Annotated in this window: 16 protein-coding genes; 2 read left to right on the top strand and 14 right to left on the bottom strand. The window is 71.0% G+C overall.

Annotated features, from left to right (window positions below; genetic code table 11):
- Positions 1-154 precede the first annotated feature (154 nt).
- The 7 genes from AC07BF_RS22440 to glnA form a co-directional block, all read right to left on the bottom strand.
- On the bottom strand, positions 155-4,441 hold the full coding sequence (locus AC07BF_RS22440; protein ID WP_478333825.1) for a caspase family protein: 4,287 nt from the start codon (positions 4,439-4,441) through the stop codon (positions 155-157).
- A complete protein-coding gene (locus AC07BF_RS22445; RefSeq protein WP_478333826.1) occupies positions 4,438-5,283 on the bottom strand; it encodes a lipase family protein in 846 nt (281 codons plus the stop codon). Before AC07BF_RS22445 ends, AC07BF_RS22440 begins: the two co-directional genes overlap by 4 nt.
- Positions 5,222-5,908, bottom strand: a complete 687-nt coding sequence (locus AC07BF_RS22450) for a hypothetical protein (RefSeq protein ID WP_478333827.1) — start codon at positions 5,906-5,908, stop codon at positions 5,222-5,224. The genes AC07BF_RS22445 and AC07BF_RS22450 overlap by 62 nt, the downstream gene beginning before the upstream one ends.
- 51 nt (positions 5,909-5,959) lie before the next feature.
- The gene (locus AC07BF_RS22455) at positions 5,960-7,141 is read right to left on the bottom strand and encodes a hypothetical protein (protein ID WP_478333828.1); all 1,182 of its coding nucleotides are present in this window, start codon (positions 7,139-7,141) and stop codon (positions 5,960-5,962) included.
- 70 nt (positions 7,142-7,211) lie between these two features.
- Entirely contained in the window at positions 7,212-9,101 is a 1,890-nt protein-coding gene (locus tag AC07BF_RS22460; RefSeq protein WP_478333829.1) for a hypothetical protein, read from the bottom strand.
- Between the two features lie 384 nt (positions 9,102-9,485).
- Positions 9,486-9,935 carry an endonuclease domain-containing protein gene (locus AC07BF_RS22465; RefSeq protein WP_478333830.1) on the bottom strand — a complete coding sequence of 150 codons (450 nt, stop codon included), beginning with the start codon at positions 9,933-9,935 and terminating at the stop codon, positions 9,486-9,488.
- Between the two features lie 499 nt (positions 9,936-10,434).
- Positions 10,435-11,847: a type I glutamate--ammonia ligase gene (gene glnA / locus AC07BF_RS22470; RefSeq protein WP_063347323.1), complete on the bottom strand. Its 1,413-nt coding sequence runs from the start codon at positions 11,845-11,847 to the stop codon at positions 10,435-10,437.
- 263 nt (positions 11,848-12,110) lie between these two features.
- Between glnA and AC07BF_RS22475 the strand changes: the two genes are divergently transcribed.
- Complete coding sequence (locus AC07BF_RS22475) at positions 12,111-12,578, top strand: RDD family protein (RefSeq protein ID WP_350885262.1); 468 nt, start codon at positions 12,111-12,113, stop codon at positions 12,576-12,578.
- A 125-nt stretch (positions 12,579-12,703) separates the two neighbouring features.
- On the opposite strand, the gene AC07BF_RS22480 is transcribed toward AC07BF_RS22475, so the two are convergent.
- The 7 genes from AC07BF_RS22480 to AC07BF_RS22510 all read right to left on the bottom strand — a co-directional run bounded on the left by AC07BF_RS22480 (position 12,704) and on the right by AC07BF_RS22510 (position 20,405).
- Positions 12,704-13,393: a DUF4191 domain-containing protein gene (locus tag AC07BF_RS22480; RefSeq protein ID WP_063347321.1), complete on the bottom strand. Its 690-nt coding sequence runs from the start codon at positions 13,391-13,393 to the stop codon at positions 12,704-12,706.
- 205 nt (positions 13,394-13,598) lie between these two features.
- On the bottom strand, positions 13,599-13,778 hold the full coding sequence (locus tag AC07BF_RS22485) for a hypothetical protein (RefSeq protein WP_363580931.1): 180 nt from the start codon (positions 13,776-13,778) through the stop codon (positions 13,599-13,601).
- 224 nt (positions 13,779-14,002) lie between these two features.
- A complete protein-coding gene (gene lipA / locus AC07BF_RS22490) occupies positions 14,003-14,956 on the bottom strand; it encodes a lipoyl synthase (protein WP_063347320.1) in 954 nt (317 codons plus the stop codon).
- A gap of 198 nt (positions 14,957-15,154) precedes the next feature.
- On the bottom strand, positions 15,155-15,925 hold the full coding sequence (gene lipB, locus AC07BF_RS22495; RefSeq protein WP_400805695.1) for a lipoyl(octanoyl) transferase LipB: 771 nt from the start codon (positions 15,923-15,925) through the stop codon (positions 15,155-15,157).
- A 196-nt stretch (positions 15,926-16,121) separates the two neighbouring features.
- The gene (locus tag AC07BF_RS22500) at positions 16,122-18,029 is read right to left on the bottom strand and encodes a helix-turn-helix domain-containing protein (RefSeq protein ID WP_400805596.1); all 1,908 of its coding nucleotides are present in this window, start codon (positions 18,027-18,029) and stop codon (positions 16,122-16,124) included.
- Between the two features lie 59 nt (positions 18,030-18,088).
- Positions 18,089-19,456 carry an MFS transporter gene (locus AC07BF_RS22505; protein WP_363580937.1) on the bottom strand — a complete coding sequence of 456 codons (1,368 nt, stop codon included), beginning with the start codon at positions 19,454-19,456 and terminating at the stop codon, positions 18,089-18,091.
- A 187-nt stretch (positions 19,457-19,643) separates the two neighbouring features.
- Positions 19,644-20,405, bottom strand: a complete 762-nt coding sequence (locus tag AC07BF_RS22510) for a 3-hydroxybutyrate dehydrogenase (RefSeq protein ID WP_400805597.1) — start codon at positions 20,403-20,405, stop codon at positions 19,644-19,646.
- Positions 20,406-20,715: 310 nt separating this feature from the next.
- On the opposite strand from AC07BF_RS22510, the gene AC07BF_RS22515 reads away from it, so the two are divergent.
- Entirely contained in the window at positions 20,716-22,632 is a 1,917-nt protein-coding gene (locus tag AC07BF_RS22515; protein WP_400805599.1) for an NsdA family TPR-like regulatory protein, read from the top strand.
- The last annotated feature ends 117 nt before the right edge of the window (positions 22,633-22,749 follow it).

Consider the following 22,749-nt stretch of genomic DNA (forward strand, 5'->3'; position numbering starts at 1 on the left):
GCTGCCTTGCGACCGAGATGGTTCACGCCACCTGACACATCACTGCGATGCGGAGTACCTAAACCGGATCGGCTGAGGTGTACTCGTTGCCGACAGCTGGCCCCGCTACGTCAAACCTGACGGGATTCCCGCCACCTAACGTGTGAGCAGCTGTTCATCCTCCGTGGTTATCCATGCGCGGTGGATAACCTGCCCTGTCGGGGCGGCGCCGGTAGTGGGCGACGTCGCTGTGGAAGCTGACGATGAGGTCTCCAGCAGCGGTGATTGCGACGCCACCAGGTGAGTCGATCGGGATGGTTACGGCAGCCTTCTGGGTGGCCAGGTCCCATACCCGTACCGTCTGGTCCTGGCTGGTGGTGACGGCGACGGTCCGGCCGTCGAGTTCGGTGCACGCCACCGCGTTCACGTTGTCGGTGTGGTCGGTGAGGGGTTGGCCGACGGGTTGGCCGGTGGCCAGATCCCATACCCGCACCGTCTGGTCCGCGCTGGTGGTGACGGCGACGGTCCGGCCGTCGAGTTCGGTGCACGCCACCGCGTTCACGCTTTTGGTGTGGCCGGTGAGGGGTTGGCCGACGGGTTGGCCGGTGGCCAGATCCCACACCCGCACCGTCTGGTCCGCGCTGGTGGTGACGGCGACGGTCCGACCGTCGAGTTCGGTGCACGCCACCGCATACACGTTGCTGAAGTGGCCGGTGAGGGGTTGGCCGACGGGCTGGCCTGTGGCCAGGTCCCACACCCGCACATTGTTGTCCCAGCTGGTGGTGACGGCGACGGTGCGGCCGTCGAGTTCGGTGCACGCCATCGCGGTCACGGTGTTGGTCGGGTCGGTGAGGGGTTGGCCGACGGGCTGGCCGGTGGCCAGGTCCCATACCCGCACATTGTTGTCCCAGCTGGCGGTGACGGCGACGGTGCGGCCGTCGAGTTCGGTGCACGCCATCGCGGTCAGGTTGCTGGTGGGGTCGGTGAGGGGTTGGCCGACGGGTCGGCCGGTGGCCAGATCCCATACCCGCACCGTGCCGTCCCAGCTGGCGGTGACGGCGACGGTGCGGCCGTCGAAGACGGTGTACTCCACCGCGGTCACGTTGCTGGTGTGGCCGGTGAGGGGCTCGCCGATGGGCTGGCCGGTGGCCAGATCCCACACCCGCACCGTGCTGTCCGCGCTGCCGGTGACGGCGACGGTGCGGCCGTCGAAGACGGTGTACTCCACCGCGGTCACGTTGCTGGTGTGGCCGGTGAGGGGCTCGCCGACGGGCCGGCCGGTGGCCAGATCCCACACCCGCACCGTGCTGTCCGCGCTGCCGGTGACGGCGACGGTGCGGCCGTCGAGCACCGTACACGCCACCGCTTCCACACCGTCGATGTGGCCGGTGAGGGGCTCGCCGACGGGCCGGCCGGTGGCCAGGTCCCACACCCGCACCGTGCCGTCCTCGCCGGTGGTGACGGCGATGGTGCGGCCGTCGAGCACCGTACACGCCACCGCTTCCACACCGTCGATGTGGCCGGTGAGGGGCTCGCCGACGGGTCGGCCGGTGGCCAGGTCCCACACCCGCACCGTGCCGTCCCAGCTGCCGGTAACGGCGATGGTGCGGCCGTCGAGCACCGTACACGCCACCGCTTCCACACCGTCGATGTGGCCGGTGAGGGGCTGGCCGACGGGTCGGCCGGTGGCCAGGTCCCACACCCGCACCGTGCCGTCCCAGCTGCCGGTAACGGCGATGGTGCGGCCGTCGAGTTCGGTGCACGCCACCGCGGTCACGGCTTCGGTGTGATCGGTGAGGGGTTGGCCGACGGGCTGGCCGGTGGCCAGGTCCCACATCCGCACCGTGCCGTCCTCGCTGCCGGTGACAGCGATGGTGCGGCCGTCGAGTTCGGTGCACGCCACCGCGGTCACGGCTTCGGTGTGATCGGTGAGGGGTTGGCCGACGGGTTGGCCGGTGGCCAGGTCCCACACCCGCACTGTGCCGTCCCGGCTGGTGGTGACGGCGATGGTGCGGCCGTCGAGTTCGGTGCACGCCACCGCGGTCACGCTGCTGGTGTGGCCGGTGAGAGTGCCGCGGAGGGCGGGGCTGAACGTGCTGCCGGTTGCCCAGCGGGGTGTCCAGGTGCCGGGTGGGAGGCGGTGGGTGAGGTCGTTGTGGAGGTCGGTGGCGCCAGCGCGGGCGGCGTCCAGGGTGAGGACCTGCCGTCGCACAGACGGGGCGGTTTCGTGGTGGAGGTGGAGGCCGGTGCGATAGACGGCGGCGTTCAGGCGGGCGGCGGGGCCGTCGGCACGGTGGAGGTGGGGGGTGAGGCCGCGGGGTTCGGCGTGGACGAGGTACTCGGTGTCGGTGAGGACCTGGTCGAGGAGGCCGGCCTGGGCGGCGTGGTGGGCGAGGTGGGTGAGGGCGTAGGGGTGGGCGCGGGACCAGTCGCGGGTGGCGTCGGCTCGGTAGGGGACCCGATCGGTCAGGACGCGGGTGTAGGCGGCGTGGACGCTGGCGGGGCCGGTGCCCTGGCGCAGGTACTCGGCCATCGCCTCGTGGTAGAGCCGGTAGGCGGAACGGCCCTTCTCGGTGGCCTCCACGATGTAGGAACCGGCCTGGTGGCGTAGCCACAGGATGTCGTCGTCGGTGCAGGAGCGGCCGGAGGTCTCGGTGGCGAGGGGCGCCCAGATGTCCTCCCAGGGCAGGCCCTGACCCTGGGCGTAGGCGAGGGGGAGCAGGAGGTCGATGGCGCGCTGGGCGTGTCGGCCGAGGCGTCGGTGGAGGTCGCGGTGCATGGCGTCGCTGGCGTGGCGCGGCAGGGTGGCGCGCCAGTGGGGGTCGGTGGGGTCCGGGACGATGCGGCTGGCGGCGAGGGTGGCGGCGGTGATGCGGGCGACGAGGAAGGAGCGGCCGGCCGCTTCGGCGACGGCCTCGGCCACGGGCCGGGCGGTGGAAGGGCGGCGGCGGTAGGGGGAGCGGCGGTGGGCCTCTAGGAGGGTGCGGATGGCGTAGGTGGTGATCGCCTGGGGGTCGGCGTAGCGGTCGTCGTCGAGGTTGATTTCCTGTTCGGGGGTGGTGCCGAGGCGGGGCAGGAGGTAGGGGCGGGTGCCGAGCAGCAGGCGGATGCGGCCTTGGGAGTGTTCGATGAGGGGGCGCAGGATGCCGGCGGTGAGGGTGTCGGGGGTGGCGGCTTCGTCGAGGGCGTCGATGAGGACGGTCAACGGCCGTGTCCGGTGGGTGAGGGCTTGGAGGAGTTCGCCGACGGTGGCGGCCCGGGTGCGGGCGGCGGCGTTCAGGGCATCCAGGACGTCGGCGTTGCTCAGGCGCTGGGCGTAGACGGTCGCGTCGAGGGCGCCTAGTTGGATCAGGTCGGGGGGCAGGCCGAGGGTGTGGGTGGGGACGGTGCGGTGGCGTTCGGGGTGAGAGAGGGCGGCGACGAGTCCGAGGACGGCAGTCTTCCCGGAGCCGGGGGCCGCGGTGACGACCCGGCACGCCACGCCGTCCTGGCAGGTGGGAGTGTCGAGCCAGGCGGCCAGGTGATGGAGGGCGGTGTGGCGTCCGCTGAACCACCACGCGGGGTCCTCGTCAGTGGTTCGGTGGTAGCCCATGGCGCGCACCAGCATCCGGGAGACGAATTCTGTCTCCCGGCGCTGGTCCTGCTCGTCGAAGGCGGCAGCCCGCTGCAGGGCGAGGTCGACCTCGGTCAGGCGAACGTCGTGGCGGGGGTTGGGGAAGAACGGCGGCACCTCGCCGTCCAACCCAACCATGGTCAGGCCGATGCGCTGGTGGCCGGGCAGATGGGGGGAGTCGTTCATGTGCTTAACGAGCGCGTTCACCGACAGCTCCCGCGGGCCGTGCCCGGCTACCGGCGGGCCGGCGACCGCGTCGTGCAGCAACTGCGGGAACGCGCCGGCCAGGGCGGGCTGGTGCGGCTGCGCGGAGGAGACCACCACCAGCCCCGACCCGGTTTTGCGGCCCCACGGCGCGCCCATCCGCTCCAGTGCGGCGGCGGCCATCTCGTTGCCGCCCTGGCCCACGTAGCAGGCGTCCAGCATCAGCAGCACCCGTCGGATCCGGGTGCCGCGCAGCAGCACCCGGGTCAGCTCCGCCGTGGGCAGCGCGGTGTAGGCGAGGTCCTCGGGGTCGGTGTCCGCGGTGAGCAGGACGTGCTCCTCGCCGTCGCCGAGGATCTCGCCGTGGCAGGACAGGTAGAGCGCCAGCAGGTCGTCCTCCCGGCGCTCGGGGGAGGCGCAGAACGCGCGCAGGGCATCGGTCAGCTGCTGCTTGGTGGGACTGAGCGGCAGCGGGTCGTGGAGCTGGTAGCCGAGCGTCGTGGTGAACAGCTCGACCACCCGCTCACGGGCCTGCACCAGACCGGGCCGGTCCCAATCCCGGTTCTTCGGGTAGCCGGCCACCGCCGCGGCGATCAGGTACCGCCGCGGCCCCTCGTCACCCGCACCGTCCTGCGCAGCGCTCACGCCAAGCCCTCGGCGATCGCCTTCCCGCACAGCGCGTCGGTCAGATAGGAAGTGGCGTCGTGCGCGTGCACGCCGTTGGACAGCAGTCCTGAGCGCAGCCGCTCGCCGAACAGCGGGCGCAGGTCCTTCACCAGCGCCACCACGTCCCCGGTCGCGGCCAGATTCGTCCACACCAACTGCTCGCCGCCCGGCCACACACCACCGGCCTGCTTACCCACCGGTGTGGGGGCAGGCTGGAGGCGGTCGAAGACCAGGTTACGGATCCCCAGCGGCGAGCCGATCGTCACCAGCGCCCGCACCCCGTGTCCCGGCAACGCGCACAACGCCTCGTAGGCCACCACCGATCCCAGCGAGTGCGCCACGACCACCCGCGTGTCAGGGCCAATCTGCGCCATCACCCGCTTTCGGGCCTGCACACGCGTTTGCTGGTTCGTCAGGTACGCGCGCACCTGCTTCAGGTCCGCGACCACCGCCCGCAGCGCCAGATTCGCGAAGAACTTCGAACCGGACAGGGCCCGCAGAGCAGCCTGCACCGACTGCGGGGTTGCCATCAGGGTCCCGTCGGCGTCCGGCGCCACCACTGCGGGGTCCGTCTCGGCCGCTGCCTGCCACCAGGCCGCCAGGAGTTCCTGCTCGAAGCCGGCTTCGACGTCCCCGGCCGTGTAGGGCGGATCACTCGCCGCGAGCAGCTGCCCGGCCGGACGGAATAGGTCCCCGTAGAACCCCATCGCCACATCCGACTCCGACAACGCGCCTTCCGCTTCGGCCCGGCGCAGCCCGTCACTCAGCGCCGGAAACCACACGGACCGCAGCCGGTCCTCCCCCTGAACCTGCTGCCCCATCCCGTGCACACACACCACCCGAGCCACGAACCCACCCCCACGGCAGACGAGAACACCTAACCGGCGAAAGACGTCCCACACCTACCAGCTCGCACCCCGCACGTCCGCCGAATCCGGAGATCGACCACCCCAACTCACCCGACAGGCCGACACCCCGGCGGCGGCCTCTGCGGACGGCGACCAGCAGGCCCTGCGCCGACTCGCCGCCGACGTCTACCGCACCCTGCCCGAAGCCGACCAGGCCGAGATCCTGGGCACCGTCGCCACCCGGACCGGGGCGTCCTGGCTCGCCGGCCGCTCGCGCCTGGACGACGCCGCGCTTGCCCAGCAGCACGTCGCCGAACACGTCAGCACGGTACTCGCCGAACGCCGCCAGCTCACCGCCGAGGCCACCCAGCCCGAGCAGCAGCAGACGGAGGAGCGCCGCCAGCCGACCCTCGCCGACCCCCGCCGAGCCGGCCGCCAGGCCGAACGCCAGGCCCACCGCGACCAACTCCAGCAGCGCACCGGACAGCCCGCCCCCCGAGCCGCCCGGCCCGCGCCGAACCGCCGCGTCGAGCCCAGCGACCAGCGCCAGGCCCAAGCCCCGGCTCAGCGCCCGGCCGAGCAGCGTCAGCCGGTCCAACCGCGCCCGCAGCAGACCCAGCAGGACCCGCAGGGACCGCGCCTCCGCTAGCTAGGAGGGGTCGAGGAGGTCTGCCGTGACGCGGTCCCAGGACGGCCGGTCTTCGTCGATACGACGAACCACTGTCAGCATCCGTCCGTCCAAATGCGTGTCCAGCGACTGCGCGTACCGCCTGGCGTGGCCGCGTCGTGTTGCTCGGTCGGGCAGATGGTCGATAAGGACCCCAAGGAAGACCTCGTGGGTGGCAGGGCCCAGACGATCGGCCGAAACCCATCGTCCACGTATGGGGACACCGCCGATCTCGCCTTCCACGTCGCCCGTCATCTCGAACCGGTAGTTCAGCGCCGCATCCATCCGGTCCTCGGGGCTGAGTACCTTCTTCCCGAACAGGATCTTGGATTGAACTGAGCGAATCTCGGCTCGTGACCGGGGCTCATTCGAGTCCAGGTCTTCTACCCAGGGATCCTCGGCTGGAGCTTCAGCCCGCGCGGATGCTCTGCGGCGCTCTGCCCGGATCTCCCACACTGCATGTCCCGGCTCGTCGATCCAGTCCAAGTCCAAGGCACTATCGACTCCGTCACCGGCGGGCAGGAAGATGTCGACCCCCACACCAGCGGGACCGATCCACACCCAGCTCATGAAGTATGCGTGGCCCGCGTGCGCGGCCGACCACGCGGCGAGCTGGAGAAGCCGACCTCGCTGACCGGCTGTCGCCGTCCCGGGGAACAGCTGCTTGGCCAGGCGCCTGCGCCCCCGGGCCTCGCCCGCAAGCGGTCCCCCTGCCACCTGGAAGAGCAGGTCAGGGCGAACTCCTCCGCCTCCGTACTGCTTCACCAACTGACCAGGTAGGACATCGAAGCTGTGCAAGCCGTCAGCCGACGACCAAGAGAATAGGCACTCGCTGGCGGCGGTCATCACTCCAAGGCCGGTCGCTTCCGCGACGAACCTGCTGATGTGCCCCGAGCTGGCCAGCAGCGTCTGATGCTTCGCGGTGAGGAGCGTGCCGGGTGCACCTGCGGTGATGTAGCTGAGCAGGAGGGCAACCTCGTGGTCCCGTACGCGCGGATCGACGATCTTCCGCAGGTCACAGGCAAGGGCGTTGATGTGGATCAGTCGTGAGAGTGCCACAGGTAGATGTCCTTGGCCGACCTCGACGGCGACGATGTCCGAGATGCCGTCCGGATCGGCTTGGACGCTGAACTTCCACAGGCGGGCCCGCACGCTGGTCGTCACCTGCCGAGCCTACAAGGCTGCAAAGATGCTGGTAGGCCCGGATGGTTGCCTCCGGGCCCACGGCTCCGAGTCAGGCACGAGCCTTTAGAGAAGGGGCCGGCCGCCTGACTGCGTGCATCGCGAGCAGGTGGGCGAGGTGCGCACTCGTGGCCAGGAGGTTTTCGCGCGCGCGTGGACTGACGTTGTCCAGGACGGTGTGCTCCTCGAAGATCAGTTCGCTGGTAAGACGGGTAAGGACGGGCGTGCCGAAGTCGGCGAGTCGAGCGTCGGCGGCGTCCCGGGACTCCACAGGCGGCTGGGAGTGCTTACTCCCCGGAACGAGAATGAGGCCAGCTACCGGGATGTCACTTGCCAACATCCGGAGGTTCCGCTCCCGCCAGGCAGTCGCGGACTCGGCCAGTGTCAGATCGACGTGGCGGCCCACGTTCGTGGCCTGTTGGCCGCCGGTACTCGCGACGGCGATCGTGGTTGCGTAGCCCGGGTCTTCCACCGCGACCACGAAGCGATCGGTGATCCCGTCCAGCATCGTGGGGCCCATGTACCTATAACTGTGCGAGATGCTGTCCGCCAGGATGATCCAGTCGAAGTCGGACCGGGCCCGCGGGATGAGCTTCTCCAACGCTTCCCAGCTGTGGCTTCCCACGTGGACGTGAAGCTCTCCCGGGCCGCTGGTGAGACGAAGACGCTGCCAGGGCGCATCCTCTGTCGGGGCCGTTGGACGAGGCCGTTCGGGCCACGTTGGAGGGGGATAGGCCGCTGGCTGCGCGGATGCCTCGCTGACGTCGTGAACGACAAGCACTCGCCAACCGTGCTGGGCCCAGCCTGCGCCCACGTGCAAGGCGATCTTCCAGCATGACGTCTTGCTCAGGGAGTAGCCCACCGACTCAAGCTGCACGACGAGTCCGGAGTTCCGGTCGTGTCCGTCCAAGGACGGCATCGCGCCATTGGGTGCGGGTCGGAGCGGCGAGACCTCGTTCTCCACAAGGGATTCCGCGAGGACCGTGAACGGCCTGGGACGGCGTGCTGGAAGGTGCTCTGAGGTGGTCCGAACAGTTCGCACGGTCAGCACTCCGTTCCACCCATGGCCGGCCTCCCGTGGGACGAACCGCATCCGGCACTCATCGGGGCCGCAGGCGTGCATTGCCCGATCCCAGATGAGGTCGGGCCCTGCAATCGCGTCGCCCAGAACGCAGGCAATGCGATCATCGTGGACCGCCGCCCCCTGGGTGACGACGCGGTCGAGCAGCCAGTCGACACCGTGCTCGACTTCCGAGCTGGAGACCCTCAGGTCCAGGTGGCCCTCCAGGCGCGTCCAGATCCCGGGACGACGCAGCAGAGCGCTGGCCAGGAACTGCGACGTCCTGACCGGCGGTGTGACCGGGCTGGGCTTCTGCCGGCCCAGCGCCCGAACGGCCCTGCGCCCGTGTACGAGCTTCGGCTTAGGCAGCGGCGAACTGGTGCTCCACATCACCCGACGCCCTCGCGCTGTGGTGGCAGCCGCGTGCTCAGCCAGGAGTTCAGTCAGGTCGGCACCCTCGGTCCACAACCGCAACTCCCCGCTCGCCTGCCTGTGGTCGAAGGCCACGTGCACAGCGGTACGGACGGGCCGGGCCAGGAGGCCAGCGACTCCGTGGATCGTCTTGTCACTGTCCCGGGTCGGGAGCAGATCGAGCACCGGCCGGAACGCCTCGGGCCCGGCGAGATGGACGTCCAGCCGATTCGGCAGCGGGCTCACATCGATGACGCCGAACGGAGCCGTGCCGAGATTAGCCCCGGGTGTGCTGCGGGCGACCGCGGAGAGAAAGAGCGCTTCGAGGAGCGCCTGTGTTCCGTCGGCCTGCGGGATGAGCCGAGCGAAGCTGTCGAACTGGCCGATGCGGAGTCGGACCACTTCGAGCGGCTCTTGGGTGAAGTCGGCACGCGCTGCCGCTGCTTGCTGGTGCATCATGATCGCTTCCACTCTGGAGAAGTGAGGTGCCCCGACCCGGCGCGAACTGACGCAAATACGTGGTGAGTTTGTCCTTGGCGATGGCGTGCGGACATACATGCGAAGAAGGTTCTCCGTCGGTGCCGACAGGTCGGATAAGGCGCCCGGATCTGGCCCCTCGCACGGGCCAGGCTGATTCCAAATCCTAGGGCATTACAGTCGGTGCTTCCGGCACCTGCTGGACTTGTTCACTCGATTGGGGGGATGAGAGCCGTTCAGTGCACCGCCCCTAACATGGTCCTATGGAAGCAGATGGTCGCCACCGAGCACGGTCTCCGGAGCGGCTGTGGGCTGAGGCAGTAGTCGTCGTATATTGGAAGATCACAGGGAGCCAGCCACCTCCGCTTGCAATGGAGGCTAAAATGCATCTCCGAAGGAAAGCTGGCCCGCTGACTCTTCAACCGACCGCATCTTGCGGCCATACCGGAAGCGGATTCCGAGCAATTCGGTAGGTGGGCGGAGTCGGTAGTTCAGAAACCGGCCATCCGAAGTTCGATGACCTTCAGACGAATTGCACCAAATGCAGAGGTAACCGCGCAGCATGCCGGTGGCGTGATTATGGTCCTGAACCAATCCCGATTCTCGGCAGTGGCGGGCCTCGGGGCGAGTCTCCTGCCACCAACAGATCGCGCAGCGGCCCTGCTGCCAGTTGAACAGGGAAGTGGTCTCGGATGCCCAGCGCGCTCCTCCCGTGTCGGGGAGCGGCCAGAACCAGCATGCCGGCCAGAGGTGTGGCAGCCATCGATCGACAAGCGGCTTCGCCCAGCGGCGCACTAAGGCCGCGCTTTCCCGCTCTTCGTCGGTCATGCACTGGCGGCAGGAATATGTCCCTGCTGAGACGGGCCCATCGCACGTGGCGGCTGCGCAGCGGACCCCCGCCCAATCCCGCCTGACGATGGCTTGCGCGGCCAGCACTTGTTCCACGAAGTCGGGAGTCATGACAGGAGATTCGGTCATCGACTATCCCTCGCACGGTAGTTGCTCGCTCACCCTGTGCAAACGAGCCCGTGCGCATCATGGCGGGTAGGACTGACAGGGAGGTGGCGATCCGAGCGACTGGCGACGGTGGGTGATGCCCTGAGCTGAGGGTGGCGCAAGCGGGGCCCGTCACCCTCCGTGGGGAGAGCGACAGGCCCCGGCGTCGACCCGCTCGGCTGATGCTACGTCAGCTATTGGCGTCGCCATTTCACACTCATTTCACATGAGGGCGAGGACGGGCGAGTAGTAGCGAGAGCTTGCGATAGACGTTTTTGCAGGTCAGAGGCCCTAGAGTGGCCTCCTGGCCAGGTGGCCCATGGGGGCCGGTTTAGAGGTCGTAGTACAGCTCGAACTCGTGCGGGTGGGGGCGGAGGGCGATGGGGGCGATCTCGTTGGTGCGCTTGAAGTCGATCCAGGTCTCGATCAGGTCCGGGGTGAAGACGTTGCCGGCGAGCAGGTACTCGTGGTCGGCTTCCAGGGCGTCGAGGACGGCCGGGAGGGAGGCGGGTACCTGCGGGACGTTGGCGTGCTCCTCGGGGGCCAGCTCGTAGAGGTCCTTGTCGACGGGCTCCAGCGGCTCGATCTTGTTGCGGATGCCGTCGAGGCCGGCCATCAGCATGGCGGCGAAGGCCAGGTACGGGTTGGAGGAGGGGTCGGGCGCGCGGAACTCGATGCGCTTGGCCTTGGCGTTGGAGCCGGTGATCGGGATGCGGATCGCGGCCGAGCGGTTGCGCTGGGAGTAGACGAGGTTGACCGGCGCCTCGAAGCCCGGGACCAGGCGGTGGTAGGAGTTCACCGAAGGGTTGGTGAAGGCCAGCAGCGAGGGGGCGTGCCGGAGCAGGCCGCCGATGTAGTAGCGGGCGGTGTCGGAGAGGCCGGCGTAGCCCTGCTCGTCGTAGAAGAGCGGCGAGCCCTCGGTCCACAGCGACTGGTGGACGTGCATGCCCGAGCCGTTGTCGCCGAAGATCGGCTTGGGCATGAAGGTGGCCGTCTTGCCGTTGCGCCAGGCGACGTTCTTGATGATGTACTTGAACAGCATCAGGTCGTCGGCGGCGTGCAGCAGGGTGTTGAACTTGTAGTTGATCTCGGCCTGGCCGGCCGTGCCGACCTCGTGGTGCTGGCGCTCGACCTCGAGGCCGGACTTGGCCAGTTCGAGCGACATCTCGGCCCGCAGGTCGGCGAAGTGGTCCACCGGCGGGGTGGGGAAGTAGCCGCCCTTGTACTTGACCTTGTAGCCGCGGACGTCGCCCTCGGCGGCGCCGGAGTTCCAGGCGCCGGCCTCCGAGTCGATGTGGTAGAAGGACGCGTTGGCGCTGGTCTCGAAGCGGACCGAGTCGAAGACGTAGAACTCGGCCTCGGGCCCGAAGAACGCGGTGTCGGCGATGCCGGAGGAGGCGAGGTAGGCCTCGGCCTTCTTGGCGACGTTGCGCGGGTCGCGGCTGTAGGCCTCGCCGGTGACCGGGTCCTGGATGAAGAAGTTGATGTTGAGGTGCTTCTCGACCCGGAAGGGGTCGAGCCGAGCCGTGGCGAGGTCCGGGACCAGGGCCATGTCGGACTCGTGGATGGCCTGGAAGCCGCGGATCGACGAGCCGTCGAACATCAGGATCTCGGACGGGTCGAAGGTCGCCGCAGGTACGGAGAAGTGCTGCATGACGCCAGGCAGATCGCAGAAGCGGACATCGACGAACTTCACGTCGTTGTCCTGAATGAACTGCTTCACTTCGGCGGCGTTGTTGAACATCCATCCTCCTCGGCGTGCGAATGTGGCTCACCCTAGGAACGGGCCGTTTCCGGCCGGTGACCCGGTCGTTTCATAAATGTTAACCACGCCCGCCGATCGGGTGGCAAAGATGTACGGGACGGGGCAAAACGTACCGCCGTCAGGCTCGGCTCTCCACAAGTGGTCTGGACCACTTGGAAAGCTCCGGCGGCACGATTCACCCGCCCGTGGCGTTCGGGGGAGCCGGTGGCGGTCCGGACGGGTCGCCCGGTTAGTGTGGATTCGTGGACACCAGAGAAGCGTTGGGATCGTGGATCGACGGCCCGAAGGCGGCCGCCGAGAAGATGGGGGCCGACTTCGGCTTCCGCGGCGAGCGCCTCGGCCTGCCCAAGGAGGGCCCCGGCTCGATCGCGGGCCCCGGCCGCCGGATCGGCGCCCTGTTCGTGGACGGTTGGCTGGTCGCGCTGATCGCCTACGGGCTGATCGGCAAGGGCAGCCCGGCCGAGGCGAACCTGTGGACCAGCCCGCTCTACTTCCTGGTCGCGGCGGTGCTGCTCGCCACCACCGGGACGACCGTCGGCAAGCGGCTGTTCGGCCTCCGGGTGATCCGCCTGGACGGCGGCCGCGCGACCATCCCGCAGGTGCTGCTGCGCACCTTGCTGCTCTGCCTGGTGGTGCCGCCGCTGGTCTGGGACCGTGACACCCGCGGCCTGCACGACAAGGCGGTCGGCACCGTCGAGGTCCGGATCTAGTCGGGATCTGTCGAGGCCCTGACCCAGTCCGGATCCAGGGCCGGACGACCTTGCCGCACAACACTGAACGGCCCCGCTGCGGGATCTCCGCGGCGGGGCCGTTCAGTGTTGTGGTCGGGGGAGCGTCAGCGGGCCTGGCCGCCCTTGGGCATCCGGGCACCCTTGGGCATCGGGCCCTTGGGGATCGGCGCCTTGGAGAGCAGGTCGCCCAGGGCGCGCAGACGGTCGTTGGTCTCGGTGACCTGGGACGCGGTGATGGCGCGGGGCAGTCGCATCAGGTGGATCTGCAGCTTCTTGAGCGGGATCTCGCCCTCGCCGGTACCCACCACGATGTCGTGCACCGGCACGTCGCCGACGACCCGGGCCATCTTCTTCTTCTCGGAGGCCAGCAGCTGGCGCACCCGGTTCGGGTTGCCTTCGCCGATCAGCGCGATTCCGGCCCGGCCCACCGCGCGGTAGACCGCGTCCTGGTTGCGGGTGACCGCGACCGGGGTGGAGTTGGAGCTCCAGCCGCGTCGGATGTTGTTCAGCACCGCCGCAACGGCGCCCGGCTGCCCTTCCATCTGTCCGAACGCCGCGCGTTCGGCCCGGCGCCCGAAGACGATCGCCATGGCCAGGAAGGCCACGATGAAGCCCAGGATGCCCAGGTAGATCGGGTGGTCGATTGCGAAGCCGATGGCGAGGAACACGCCGAAGGTCAGCAGGCCGACGCCGGCGATGATCAGGCCGATCTTGGTGTCGACCTTCTTGGTCATGGTGTACGCCAGGCGGATCTGCTTCAGTCGCCCGGGGTTCTCGGATGTTTCCCTCGCCATAACGCTCATGGTACGTGGCACGGGTACGGGATAACCAAGCCCGGGTACCCGTTCGCCTCGATCCGTGACTCGTGTGCCCTGTGTCGTCGCACACAGCGACCGTCTGCCACGGCGAACGGCCCCCGGCGCGGTCGCGTCGAGAACGTCGCCGTCGAGAACGTCGCCGTCGAGAACCGTGGAGAACTGTAGAGAACCGTCGGGGACGTCACCGTCGTGGCGGTGACGTCGTCGCCGCCCGCGCGTCGTGGCGGCGGTCCGCCGCGTACTGGCGGTTCTCGCAGACCGCCGCCCAGGCGTTGCGCCGGGCCTGCTGCTGGCCACCCGCCAGCAGGACGCTCTCGGCGAGCCGCAGCGCGACCCCCACCGACCGGATGCGCATCCGCATGCCGAACAGCTCCCCTCGTGGCTGAGAAGAATCGAACGATCGCAACGAGTCCATCGTCACCATCCCGTGTTACCAGGCGGTGACCAGGCAGTCAAAGCGCGGTGAAAACCACAAGGGCGGAGCCGAGGCTCCGCCCTTCGCCCGCATGCGGGTGGCTCAAAAGCACCGGATCAGCAGGATCGGCAGGATCAGCCGACCCCGCTGCCCCAACCGACCCAGCCGGATCAGACCGCGGCCTGCGCGCGCCGCTCCAGCGCCTGCCGGTACAGTCGCCCGGCCCGGTAGGAGGAGCGCACCAGCGGGCCCGACATGACCCCGGCGAAGCCCAGCTCCTCGGCCTCCTGCTGGAGCTCGACGAACTCGTGCGGCTTGACCCAGCGCTCCACCGGGTGGTGGCGCAGCGAGGGGCGCAGGTACTGGGTGATGGTGATCAGCTCGCAGCCGGCGCCGACGAGGTCGGCCAGCGCCTGGCTGACCTCCTCGCGGGTCTCGCCCATGCCGAGGATCAGGTTGGACTTGGTGACCAGCCCGGCCGCGCGGGCCTGGGTGATGACGTCGAGCGAGCGCTCGTAGCGGAAGGCCGGGCGGATCCGCTTGAAGATCCGCGGCACCGTCTCGACGTTGTGCGCGAGCACCTCGGGGCGGGAGGAGAAGACCTCGGCCAGCTGCTCGGGCACCGCGTTGAAGTCGGGGATCAGCAGCTCGACGCCGGTGCGGCCGCTCTCGCGGTCGGCGGTCAGCGCGTGCACCTGGCGCACGGTCTCGGCGTACAGCCAGGCGCCGCCGTCCGGCAGGTCGTCGCGGGCGACGCCGGTGATGGTGGCGTAGTTGAGGTCCATCGTGACGATGGACTCGGCGACCCGGCGCGGCTCGTCCCGGTCGAACTCGGCGGGCTTGCCGGTGTCGATCTGGCAGAAGTCGCAGCGGCGGGTGCACTGGTCGCCGCCGATGAGGAAGGTCGCCTCGCGGTCCTCCCAGCACTCGAAGATGTTGGGGCAGCCGGCTTCCTGGCAGACGGTGTGCAGCCCCTCCTTCTTCACCAGCGACTGGAGGGCGTTGTACTCCGGCCCCATCTTCGCGCGGGTCTTGATCCACTCGGGCTTCCGCTCGATGGGGGTCTCGCTGTTGCGGACCTCCAGGCGGAGCAGCTTCCTGCCGTCGGGCGCGACAGCGGACACGTGCGACTCCTAGAACTAGACGGGGTACCCCCAGGGTACGCCTGTGGTTGTAAGGCCTTTGCGCGGCCTGTTGCCCCGCAATCGCAGGGCAACAGAGCTACTGGCCGGTAGATTCCCGGGGGAGAACCCGGAACAGGACACGGGGAAGAATCCGGAGCAGGACCCGGGTGAGGACCCGGGTGAGGGCCCGGGCCCGGGTCAGCGGGTGAGCGCGGGTTCGGGCAGCTCCGCGAACACGTCCGCCAGGTGCCGCTCGACCATCGGCAGCGCCTCGCCGACGGTGAAGTCGCGCCCCAGCTCACCGGCGAGCGAGGCGACGCCGGCGTCCCGGATGCCGCACGGCACGATCCGGTCGAACCAGGTCATGTCGGGGTCGCAGTTGAGCGCGAAGCCGTGCATGGTGACCCCGCGGGCGACCCGGACGCCGATCGCGGCGAGCTTGCGGTCGTCGCCGCGCTGGCCGGCGTTGGACGGCGCGTACTCGGGGCCGGCCAGCCGCGGGTCGATGCCCAGCGGCAGGCCCATTCGCAGGGTCAGCTTGCCGATGTCCACCACCTGCGCCGGGTCCACCACGGCGTCCGGGATGGACTCGCCCAGCACCCAGACGCCGCTGCGGCCCTCGACCCGGGTGGTTCCGACGCCGAACCCGGCGCAGGCGCGGATCAGCGCCTCCTCCAGCCGGCGGACGTAGGCGACCACGTCGATCGGGTCGGGCAGCTTGACGATGGGGTAGCCGACCAGCTGGCCGGGGCCGTGCCAGGTGATCTCTCCGCCCCGGTTGACCTCGACCACCGGGGTGCCGTCCAGCGGCAGGTCGGCGGGGTTGGTGCGCTTGCCCATCGTGTAGACGGGCTGGTGCTCCAGCAGCAGCACGGTGTCGGGGATCTCGTCCGCGACTCGCAGCGCGTGCAGGCGCTGCTGCTCCTCCCAGGCCTCCTGGTAGGCGATGGCGCCCTCGCCTGTCCCCATTCGAACGAAACGCACGTTCTCGCTCACCGCTGCCGCTCCTTGCCAGGCGTTCGAGACCAACCTCGCCACTGTACGCCCACGCCCGTACGGACGGTTCAGCCGCCCGTACGGGACGTTCGGGCGCCCGCACGGGCCGCGCCCGCAAGGGCCGATCAGCCCTCCGCAAGGAGGTCGATCAGCCCTCCGCGAGGACCGTTCAGCCCCCCGCGAGCAGTTGCAGCCGCAGCGCCAGCTGGAGTTCGAGCGAGCGCTCGGGGTGGTTCCAGTCCGGGCCGAGCAGCGCCTCGACCCGGTCCAGCCGTTGGACGACGGTGTTCACGTGGACGTGCAGTTCGTCCTTGGCGCGGGTGAGGCTGCCGCCGCAGTCGAAGTAGGCGCGCAGGGTGCGGACCAGTTCGGTGCCGCGCCGGGCGTCGTAGGCGAGCAGCGGGCCGAGCGCCGAGCCGACGAAGCCGTCCACGTCGTGCCCGTCGCCGAGCAGCACCCCGAGGAAGCCCAGCGCGCGGGCCGAGGCGCCCTCCCCGGCGCGGCCGAGCACCCGCAGTGCCCGGACGCAGCGCAGGCCCTCGGCGTACGAGGCGGCCAGCGCGGGCGGGCCGGCGGCCGGACGGCCGACGCCGACGGTGACCGGGAACCCGGCCAGCCGGGCCAGCCGCTCGGCGGCCTGCCGCGCGGCCTCCTCCGGGTCGCCGGCCTCCGGCACCAGCAGCACCACCGCCTCGCCGTGCTCGGCGCTGACGCCCCGGGAGCCGAACAGGTACCGCCGGGCGGCGCCGGCCAGCCGGCCGCGGTCGGGGACGGGGGGCCCGGCGGGTTCGGCCGGTTCGGCGACCAGGACCAGGTGCGGGCGGGCGAGGTCGACGCCGAGCCGGCGGCCGCGCGCGGTGAGCCCGGCCGGATCGCGGTCGGGGGCGGTCAGCAGGTCGGTGAGCAGTTCGCCGCGGACCCTGTTCTCGGTCTCGGCCACCGAGCGGCGCAGCAGCAGGAGCAGCGCGGTCACCACGCTGGCCCGTTCGAACAGCCGCCGGTCCGCGTCGTCGAGGCCGGGGCGTCCGCGCAGTACCAGGGTGCCGAGGGCGTCGTGCCCGGCCAGCACCGCGCACACCCACAGCTCGCCGTGCCGGACGGACCGCCCCTCGGCCCGGGACGCGGCGACCGCCTCCGCCAGCTCGCCGGCGGGTGCGGACCGCCCGGCCAGCGGCTCGCCCTCGGCGTCGAGGACCGCTATCTCGCCGCCCAGCAGGGCCGCGACGGCGGCGGCGACGTCCGGCACCTCGGCGCCGCGCAGCACCAGGTCGGTGAGCCGGTCGTGGGCTTGCTCGGCGCGCTGGACGGCGGCCGAGTGGGCGCGGACCAGTTCGTTGGCGCTGTTCAGTTCGGCGAGCGCGGCCCGGGTGTCGGCCAGCGACTTGGCGGTGTCCAGGGCGATCGCGGCGTGCGCGGCCAGTGTGCACAGCAGCGCCACCTCGTCGGGGGAGAAGGCGCGGGGCGAGCGGTCGGCGGCGAACAGTACCCCGATGACCTCGCCGCCGAGCAGCAGCGGCACCCCGATGATCGCCACCAGGCCCTCGTCGAGCACGCCCGCGTCGATCGTGCCGGTGTGGTGGAACCGTTCGTCGGTGCGGTAGTCGGGGGTGGCGTACGGGCGGGCGGTCTGCGCGACCAGGCCGCCCAGGCCGTGGCCGAGACTGAGCCGCAGGGTCTGGAACAGGACGGAGACCGAGCCGTCGGTGACCCGCATGTAGGTGTCGCCCGCGGCCTCGTCCGGCAGGGTCAGGTACGCGGTGTCGGTGCCGAGCAGCATCCGGGCGCGGCGGACGATCGCCTGGAGCACGGTGTCCAGCTCCCGGGAGGCCGCGAGGTCCCCGGCGGTGTCGAACAGTGCGGTCAACTCCGCCTCCCGGCGCCGGTGTTGACGCAGCGTGCGGTGCACCCGCAGGGCCTGCCAGGTGGCGTCGTCGATCTCGGCGAGGACGGCGGCCGGCGCCCCGCGGCGGCGGGCGTCGGCCAGCACGTCGGCGAAGTCCTCGGTGGCGGCGCCGGAGGCGAGCAGGTCGAGCAGTCGCCGCAGCGCGGGCGCGGCGCTTTCGTGAGGGTGGTTCATGGTGCGTGCCGCCAATCGGCGTCGGGTCCGGCGGAAGCGCGATCGTAGCGGCTCCGCCGTCAGGCGGTGGCGGGCTTGGCCGCCACGGCGGCGGCCTCCGCCTCCACTGCCGCCTCGACGTCCGCCAGGTCGCTGCCCCTGGTCTCCCGCCCGCACAGCACCGCCAGCACGGTGATCGCCGCCGCGATCGCCACGTACACCGAGATCGGGGTGGCGTTGCCGTAGTCCTTGAGCAGCGCGGTCGCGATCAGCGGCGCGGGCGCGCCGGCGGCCACCGAGGCGAACTGGGCCCCGATCGAGGCGCCCGAGTAGCGCATCCGGGTGGCGAACAGCTCGGAGAAGAACGCCGCCTGCGGTGCGTACATCGCGCTGTGGAAGACCAGCCCGACCGTCACCGCGACCACCAGCTGTCCGAACGACCTGGTGTCCACCAGCCCGAAGAAGACGAACGCCCAGACGCCCACTCCGACCGCGCCCACCAGGTACACCGGCTTGCGTCCGACCCGGTCGGACAGTGCTCCGAACAGCGGGATCAGCGCGAACTGGATCGCGGAGCCGATCAGTACGGCGTTCAGCGCGGTCTGCTTGGAGAAGTGTGCGTGGGTGACGGCGTACGTCAGCACAAAGGTGGTCATCACGTAGTACGAGATGTTTTCCGCCATCCGCGCGCCCATCGCCACCAGCACCTCCCGCCAGTGGTTGCGCAACACCGCCACCAGCGGAGGCTGTTCGGCGGTCCTCCGCTGCTGCTGGGCCGCCAGCGCCTGCTTGAACAGCGGCGACTCGTCCACCGCCAGCCGGATCCACAGCCCGACCCCGACCAGCACCGCCGACAGCAGGAACGGCACCCGCCACCCCCACGACAGGAACGCGTCCTCCGACAGCACCGCCGTCAGCAGCGACAGCACCCCCGCCGCCAGCAGGTTCCCGGCCGGCGCCCCGCCCTGCGGCCACGACGCCCAGAACCCGCGCCGCCGCTGGTCCCCGTGCTCCGACACCAGCAGCACCGCCCCGCCCCACTCCCCGCCGAGCGCGAAGCCCTGCACCAGGCGCAGCACCGTCAACAGCACCGGCGCCGCCGCCCCGATGGAGCTGTAGGTGGGCAGCACCCCGATCAGCGTGGTCGACCCGCCCATCAGCAGCAGGCTGAGGACGAGCAGCTTCTTCCGCCCGACCCGGTCCCCGAAGTGCCCGAACACCAGCGCCCCGATCGGTCGCGCGGCGAACCCGATCGCGTAGGTGAGGAAGGACAGCAGCGTCCCCGTCAGCGGATCGGTGTTCGGGAAGAACAGCTTGTTGAACACCAGCGCGGCCGCTGTTCCGTACAAGAAGTAGTCGTACCACTCGATGGTGGTCCCGATGAGACTGGCGGCCACGACCCGAGGGAGTGAGCGGGTGGCTGCCGTGGCTGGTGCGGAGGCGTTCATGGTCACCACTTCCGGGCCGGGGGGGGGAGGATGTCGCCCCAGGGACGTCGCCCCGAGGAGTGTCGTCCCGAGGGGCGCCGCCCCAAGGGACGTCGCCACAAGGTAGGGAGGCGCGTTCCCCGGGACTATGTGGGCCACCCACATAGTCCCGGGGGTCGGCCTGGGGAGGACGGCCAGGTGCCGCCGCTCAGCGCGCCGTCCAGCCGCCGTCGACGGGGAGGCTGGCGCCGGTGATGTAGGAGGCGGGCGGGGAGCAGAGCCAGAGGGCGAGTTGGGCGATCTCCTCGGGCTCGATGAGGCGCTTGACGGCCGTGCGTTCGAGCATGATCTGCTCGACGACCTCGTCCTCGCGGATGCCGTGGGCGAGCGCCTGGCTCGCGATCTGCTTCTCCACCAGGGGAGTTCGGACGTAGCCCGGGTTGATGCAGTTGCTGGTGACGCCGTAGGGGGCACCCTCCAGGGCGACGGTCTTGCTGAGGCCCTCCAATGCGTGCTTGGCGGTGACGTAGGCGGACTTGAAGGCGCTGGCCCGCAGGCCGTGGACGGAGGAGATGTTGACCACCCGGCCCCACTCCTGCTCGTACATGTGCGGGAGAGTGCGGCGCAGGATGCGGAACGGCGCCTCGACCATGACGCGTTGGATGAGAGTGAAGCGGTCGGGCGGGAACTCGTGGACGGGCGCGACGTGTTGGAGGCCGGCGTTGTTGACCACGATGTCGGCGTCGGCCGGCAGGGCCTCCACGGCCTCCGGGTCGGCGAGGTCCGCGACGACGGCGCGGCCGCCGATCCGCTCGGCGAGCTCCCGGGCCGGTCCGGCCGCGAGGTCGACGACGTAGACCCGGGCGCCGGCCTCGGCGAAGGCCTCGGCGCAGGCCCGGCCGATGCCCGAGGCGGCCCCGGTGACCAGGGCCGTCCGGCCGTCGAGCGGGCGGGCTGTAGTGGTGTCCATGGCCGAGAACGCTAGGAAATCCGGGGGCCCGGCTCCCATGTGGTGGTCCACCACAGCAGCCCGGTGGGCTGTGGTGTTCACCGCCATGACAGCCGATCGACGGTTCGACCGCGGAAGGCCAAACCCGCGCCGACCGCGCTTCCCCACAATGGGCGCGGTTGCTTCACCCGTTCGGAGGATTGCTCGGTCAGATCCACCCATAGCGCCCGAATGCTCGCTACATTCACGCCGATTCCCGACAGGGGGCGCCGCCCCAGGCAGCCGAAGTGCTGGTAGAGCCCGGTGCGACGTCCGAGAGGTGTTGACTGACATGCCCCAACGGCCTGCAACCGACAGCCCGGCGTACGGACCGCTCGACCCGCTCGGCCACCACCGAGGCCCGGTCGGCCGGACCCTGCCGGACGCCCCCGACGCCCTGACCGCCGACGCCCCGACCGCCGACGAACTGCGGCTGCCCGCGCAGGCCACAACCGACCGGCACGAACCCGCCGTCCCCGCCCCCGGGCCGGTCGGCGGCCACTCCGGGCACTCCGGCCCGGCCCCGCAGAACGGCCAACTCGCCGCGCTCATCGAGGAAGCCGGCTTCTCGCACGCGGGCCTGGCCCGCCGGGTCGACCAGCTCGGCCTGGAACACGGCCTCGACCTGCGCTACGACAAGACCTCGGTCACCCGCTGGCTGCGCGGCCAGCAGCCCCGCGGCGCCACCCCCGCGCTGATCGCCGAGGTCTTCACCCGCCGCCTCGGCCGCCGCCTCACCGCCCAGGACCTCGGCCTGGACGCCTGCGCCCCGGTGTACGCGGGCCTGGAGTTCGCCGAGACCCCGCAGGAGGCGGTGGACATCGTGGCGAGCATGTGGCGCAAGGACAACGGCCCGCAGTCCGAACTGCGCCGGATCGCCTTCACCCCGGCGGGCCTGGTCGTCCCCAGCCGGGACTGGCTGATCGGCCGCACGGACGAGCGCGTCGCCCGGGACGGCTCGACGATGGCCCGCCCCGATGTCGCCACCGGCCCGCCCACCGGTCCGCCCACCGGTCCGCCCGCCGCCACTGCCGGTACCACCGGCACCGCGGCATCCGCCGTGACGGCAGCATCCGCAGCGTCCGCCGCGCCCGCCCAGAGCGTGCCCCCCGCGCCCGGCGCTCCCCCTCCGAGCCCGGCGCGCGGCCAGGCCCACCACGGGGCCCCCGGCATGCGCCCCGTGCCGGGCGCGGCCGGCCCCGCCGGGCCCACCATCGGCCGGGTGCCCACCCAGAGCCGGCGCCCGCCGACCGCCGTCGAGCCGCCGTACACCGAACCGGCCCGCGAGTCGCGCCCCGCCCTGCGGGTCGGCCGCGGCGACATCGCCGCCATCCGCGCCGTCGGCGACCTCTTCCGGGCGCTCGATCACGCCTACGGCGGCGGGCACGCCCGGCAGGCGCTGGTCCGCTACCTGGAGAGCGAGGCCGAGCCGATGCTGCGCGGCCGCTACGGCGAGCAGATCGGCCGGGCGCTGTTCGGCGCCGTCGCCGACCTGACCAGGCTGGCCGGCTGGACGTCCTTCGACATCGCCGCGCACGGCCTCGCCCAGCGCTACTTCGTCCAGGCGCTGCGCCTGTCCCAGGCCGCCGGGGACCGCGCGCTCGGCGGGTACGTCCTGGTGACGATGAGTCAGCAGGCCGTCCACCTGGGCCACGGCCGGGAGGCCGTCCAACTGGCCAGGGTCGCCCAGCAGGGCGTGGGCACCGCCGTTCCGCCGGTGGTCCAGTCGCTGATGCACGCCGCCGAGGCGCGCGGGCACGGCCTGCTGGGCGACGTCCGGGCCTGCACCACCGCCCTGGTGCGCTCCGAGCGGGCGCTGGCCGCGGCTCGGGTCGGCGACGAACTGCCCTCCTGGGCGCGGTACTTCGACGAGGCCCAGCTCTCCGACGAGTTCGCCCACTGCTACCGCGACCTCCAGCAGTGGCGCACCTCCGCGCAGCACGCCGAGAAGTCGCTGCGGCTGCGCTCACCCGCCTACGCGCGCAGCCGGATCTTCTGCCGGCTGGTGCTGGCCACCGCCCGGCTCGGCATGGGGGACCTCGACGAGGCCTGCACCATGGCCACCGACGCGCTGCGGGCGGCGGGGGAGATGCGTTCGGCCCGCTCGCTGGAGTACGTCCGGGACTTCCACCGCCGCCTCACCCCCTACCGGGGCAGCCCGGTGGCCCGCGCCTTCGAGGAGACGGCCCGCCAGGCCGGCGTGATCTGAGGACCTGTCGAAGAGGGGCCGGTCGGGCGAGCCCCGGCGGCCCTGGAAACCCGTCCGGCCCGGGTCCGCCCCGGGCCGAAGGGCTCGTCCGCCCGGCACCGGCTCCGGCTCCGAGTG

The sequence above is a fragment of the Kitasatospora sp. NPDC043950 genome (assembly GCF_056435345.1).

Bases quoted from the DNA above. Each gene is read 5' to 3' on its own strand.
- AC07BF_RS22445 (WP_478333826.1), bottom strand. From the start codon at position 5,283: ATGGGGCAGCAGGTTCAGGGGGAGGACCGGCTGCGGTCCGTGTGGTTT.
- AC07BF_RS22465 (WP_478333830.1), bottom strand. From the start codon at position 9,935: ATGACCGACGAAGAGCGGGAAAGCGCGGCCTTAGTGCGCCGCTGGGCG.
- glnA (WP_063347323.1), bottom strand. From the start codon at position 11,847: ATGTTCAACAACGCCGCCGAAGTGAAGCAGTTCATTCAGGACAACGAC.
- AC07BF_RS22480 (WP_063347321.1), bottom strand. From the start codon at position 13,393: ATGGCGAGGGAAACATCCGAGAACCCCGGGCGACTGAAGCAGATCCGC.
- AC07BF_RS22485 (WP_363580931.1), bottom strand. From the start codon at position 13,778: ATGCGGATGCGCATCCGGTCGGTGGGGGTCGCGCTGCGGCTCGCCGAG.
- lipB (WP_400805695.1), bottom strand. From the start codon at position 15,925: ATGGGGACAGGCGAGGGCGCCATCGCCTACCAGGAGGCCTGGGAGGAG.
- AC07BF_RS22500 (WP_400805596.1), bottom strand. From the start codon at position 18,029: ATGAACCACCCTCACGAAAGCGCCGCGCCCGCGCTGCGGCGACTGCTC.
- AC07BF_RS22505 (WP_363580937.1), bottom strand. From the start codon at position 19,456: ATGAACGCCTCCGCACCAGCCACGGCAGCCACCCGCTCACTCCCTCGG.
- AC07BF_RS22510 (WP_400805597.1), bottom strand. From the start codon at position 20,405: ATGGACACCACTACAGCCCGCCCGCTCGACGGCCGGACGGCCCTGGTC.
- AC07BF_RS22515 (WP_400805599.1), top strand. From the start codon at position 20,716: ATGCCCCAACGGCCTGCAACCGACAGCCCGGCGTACGGACCGCTCGAC.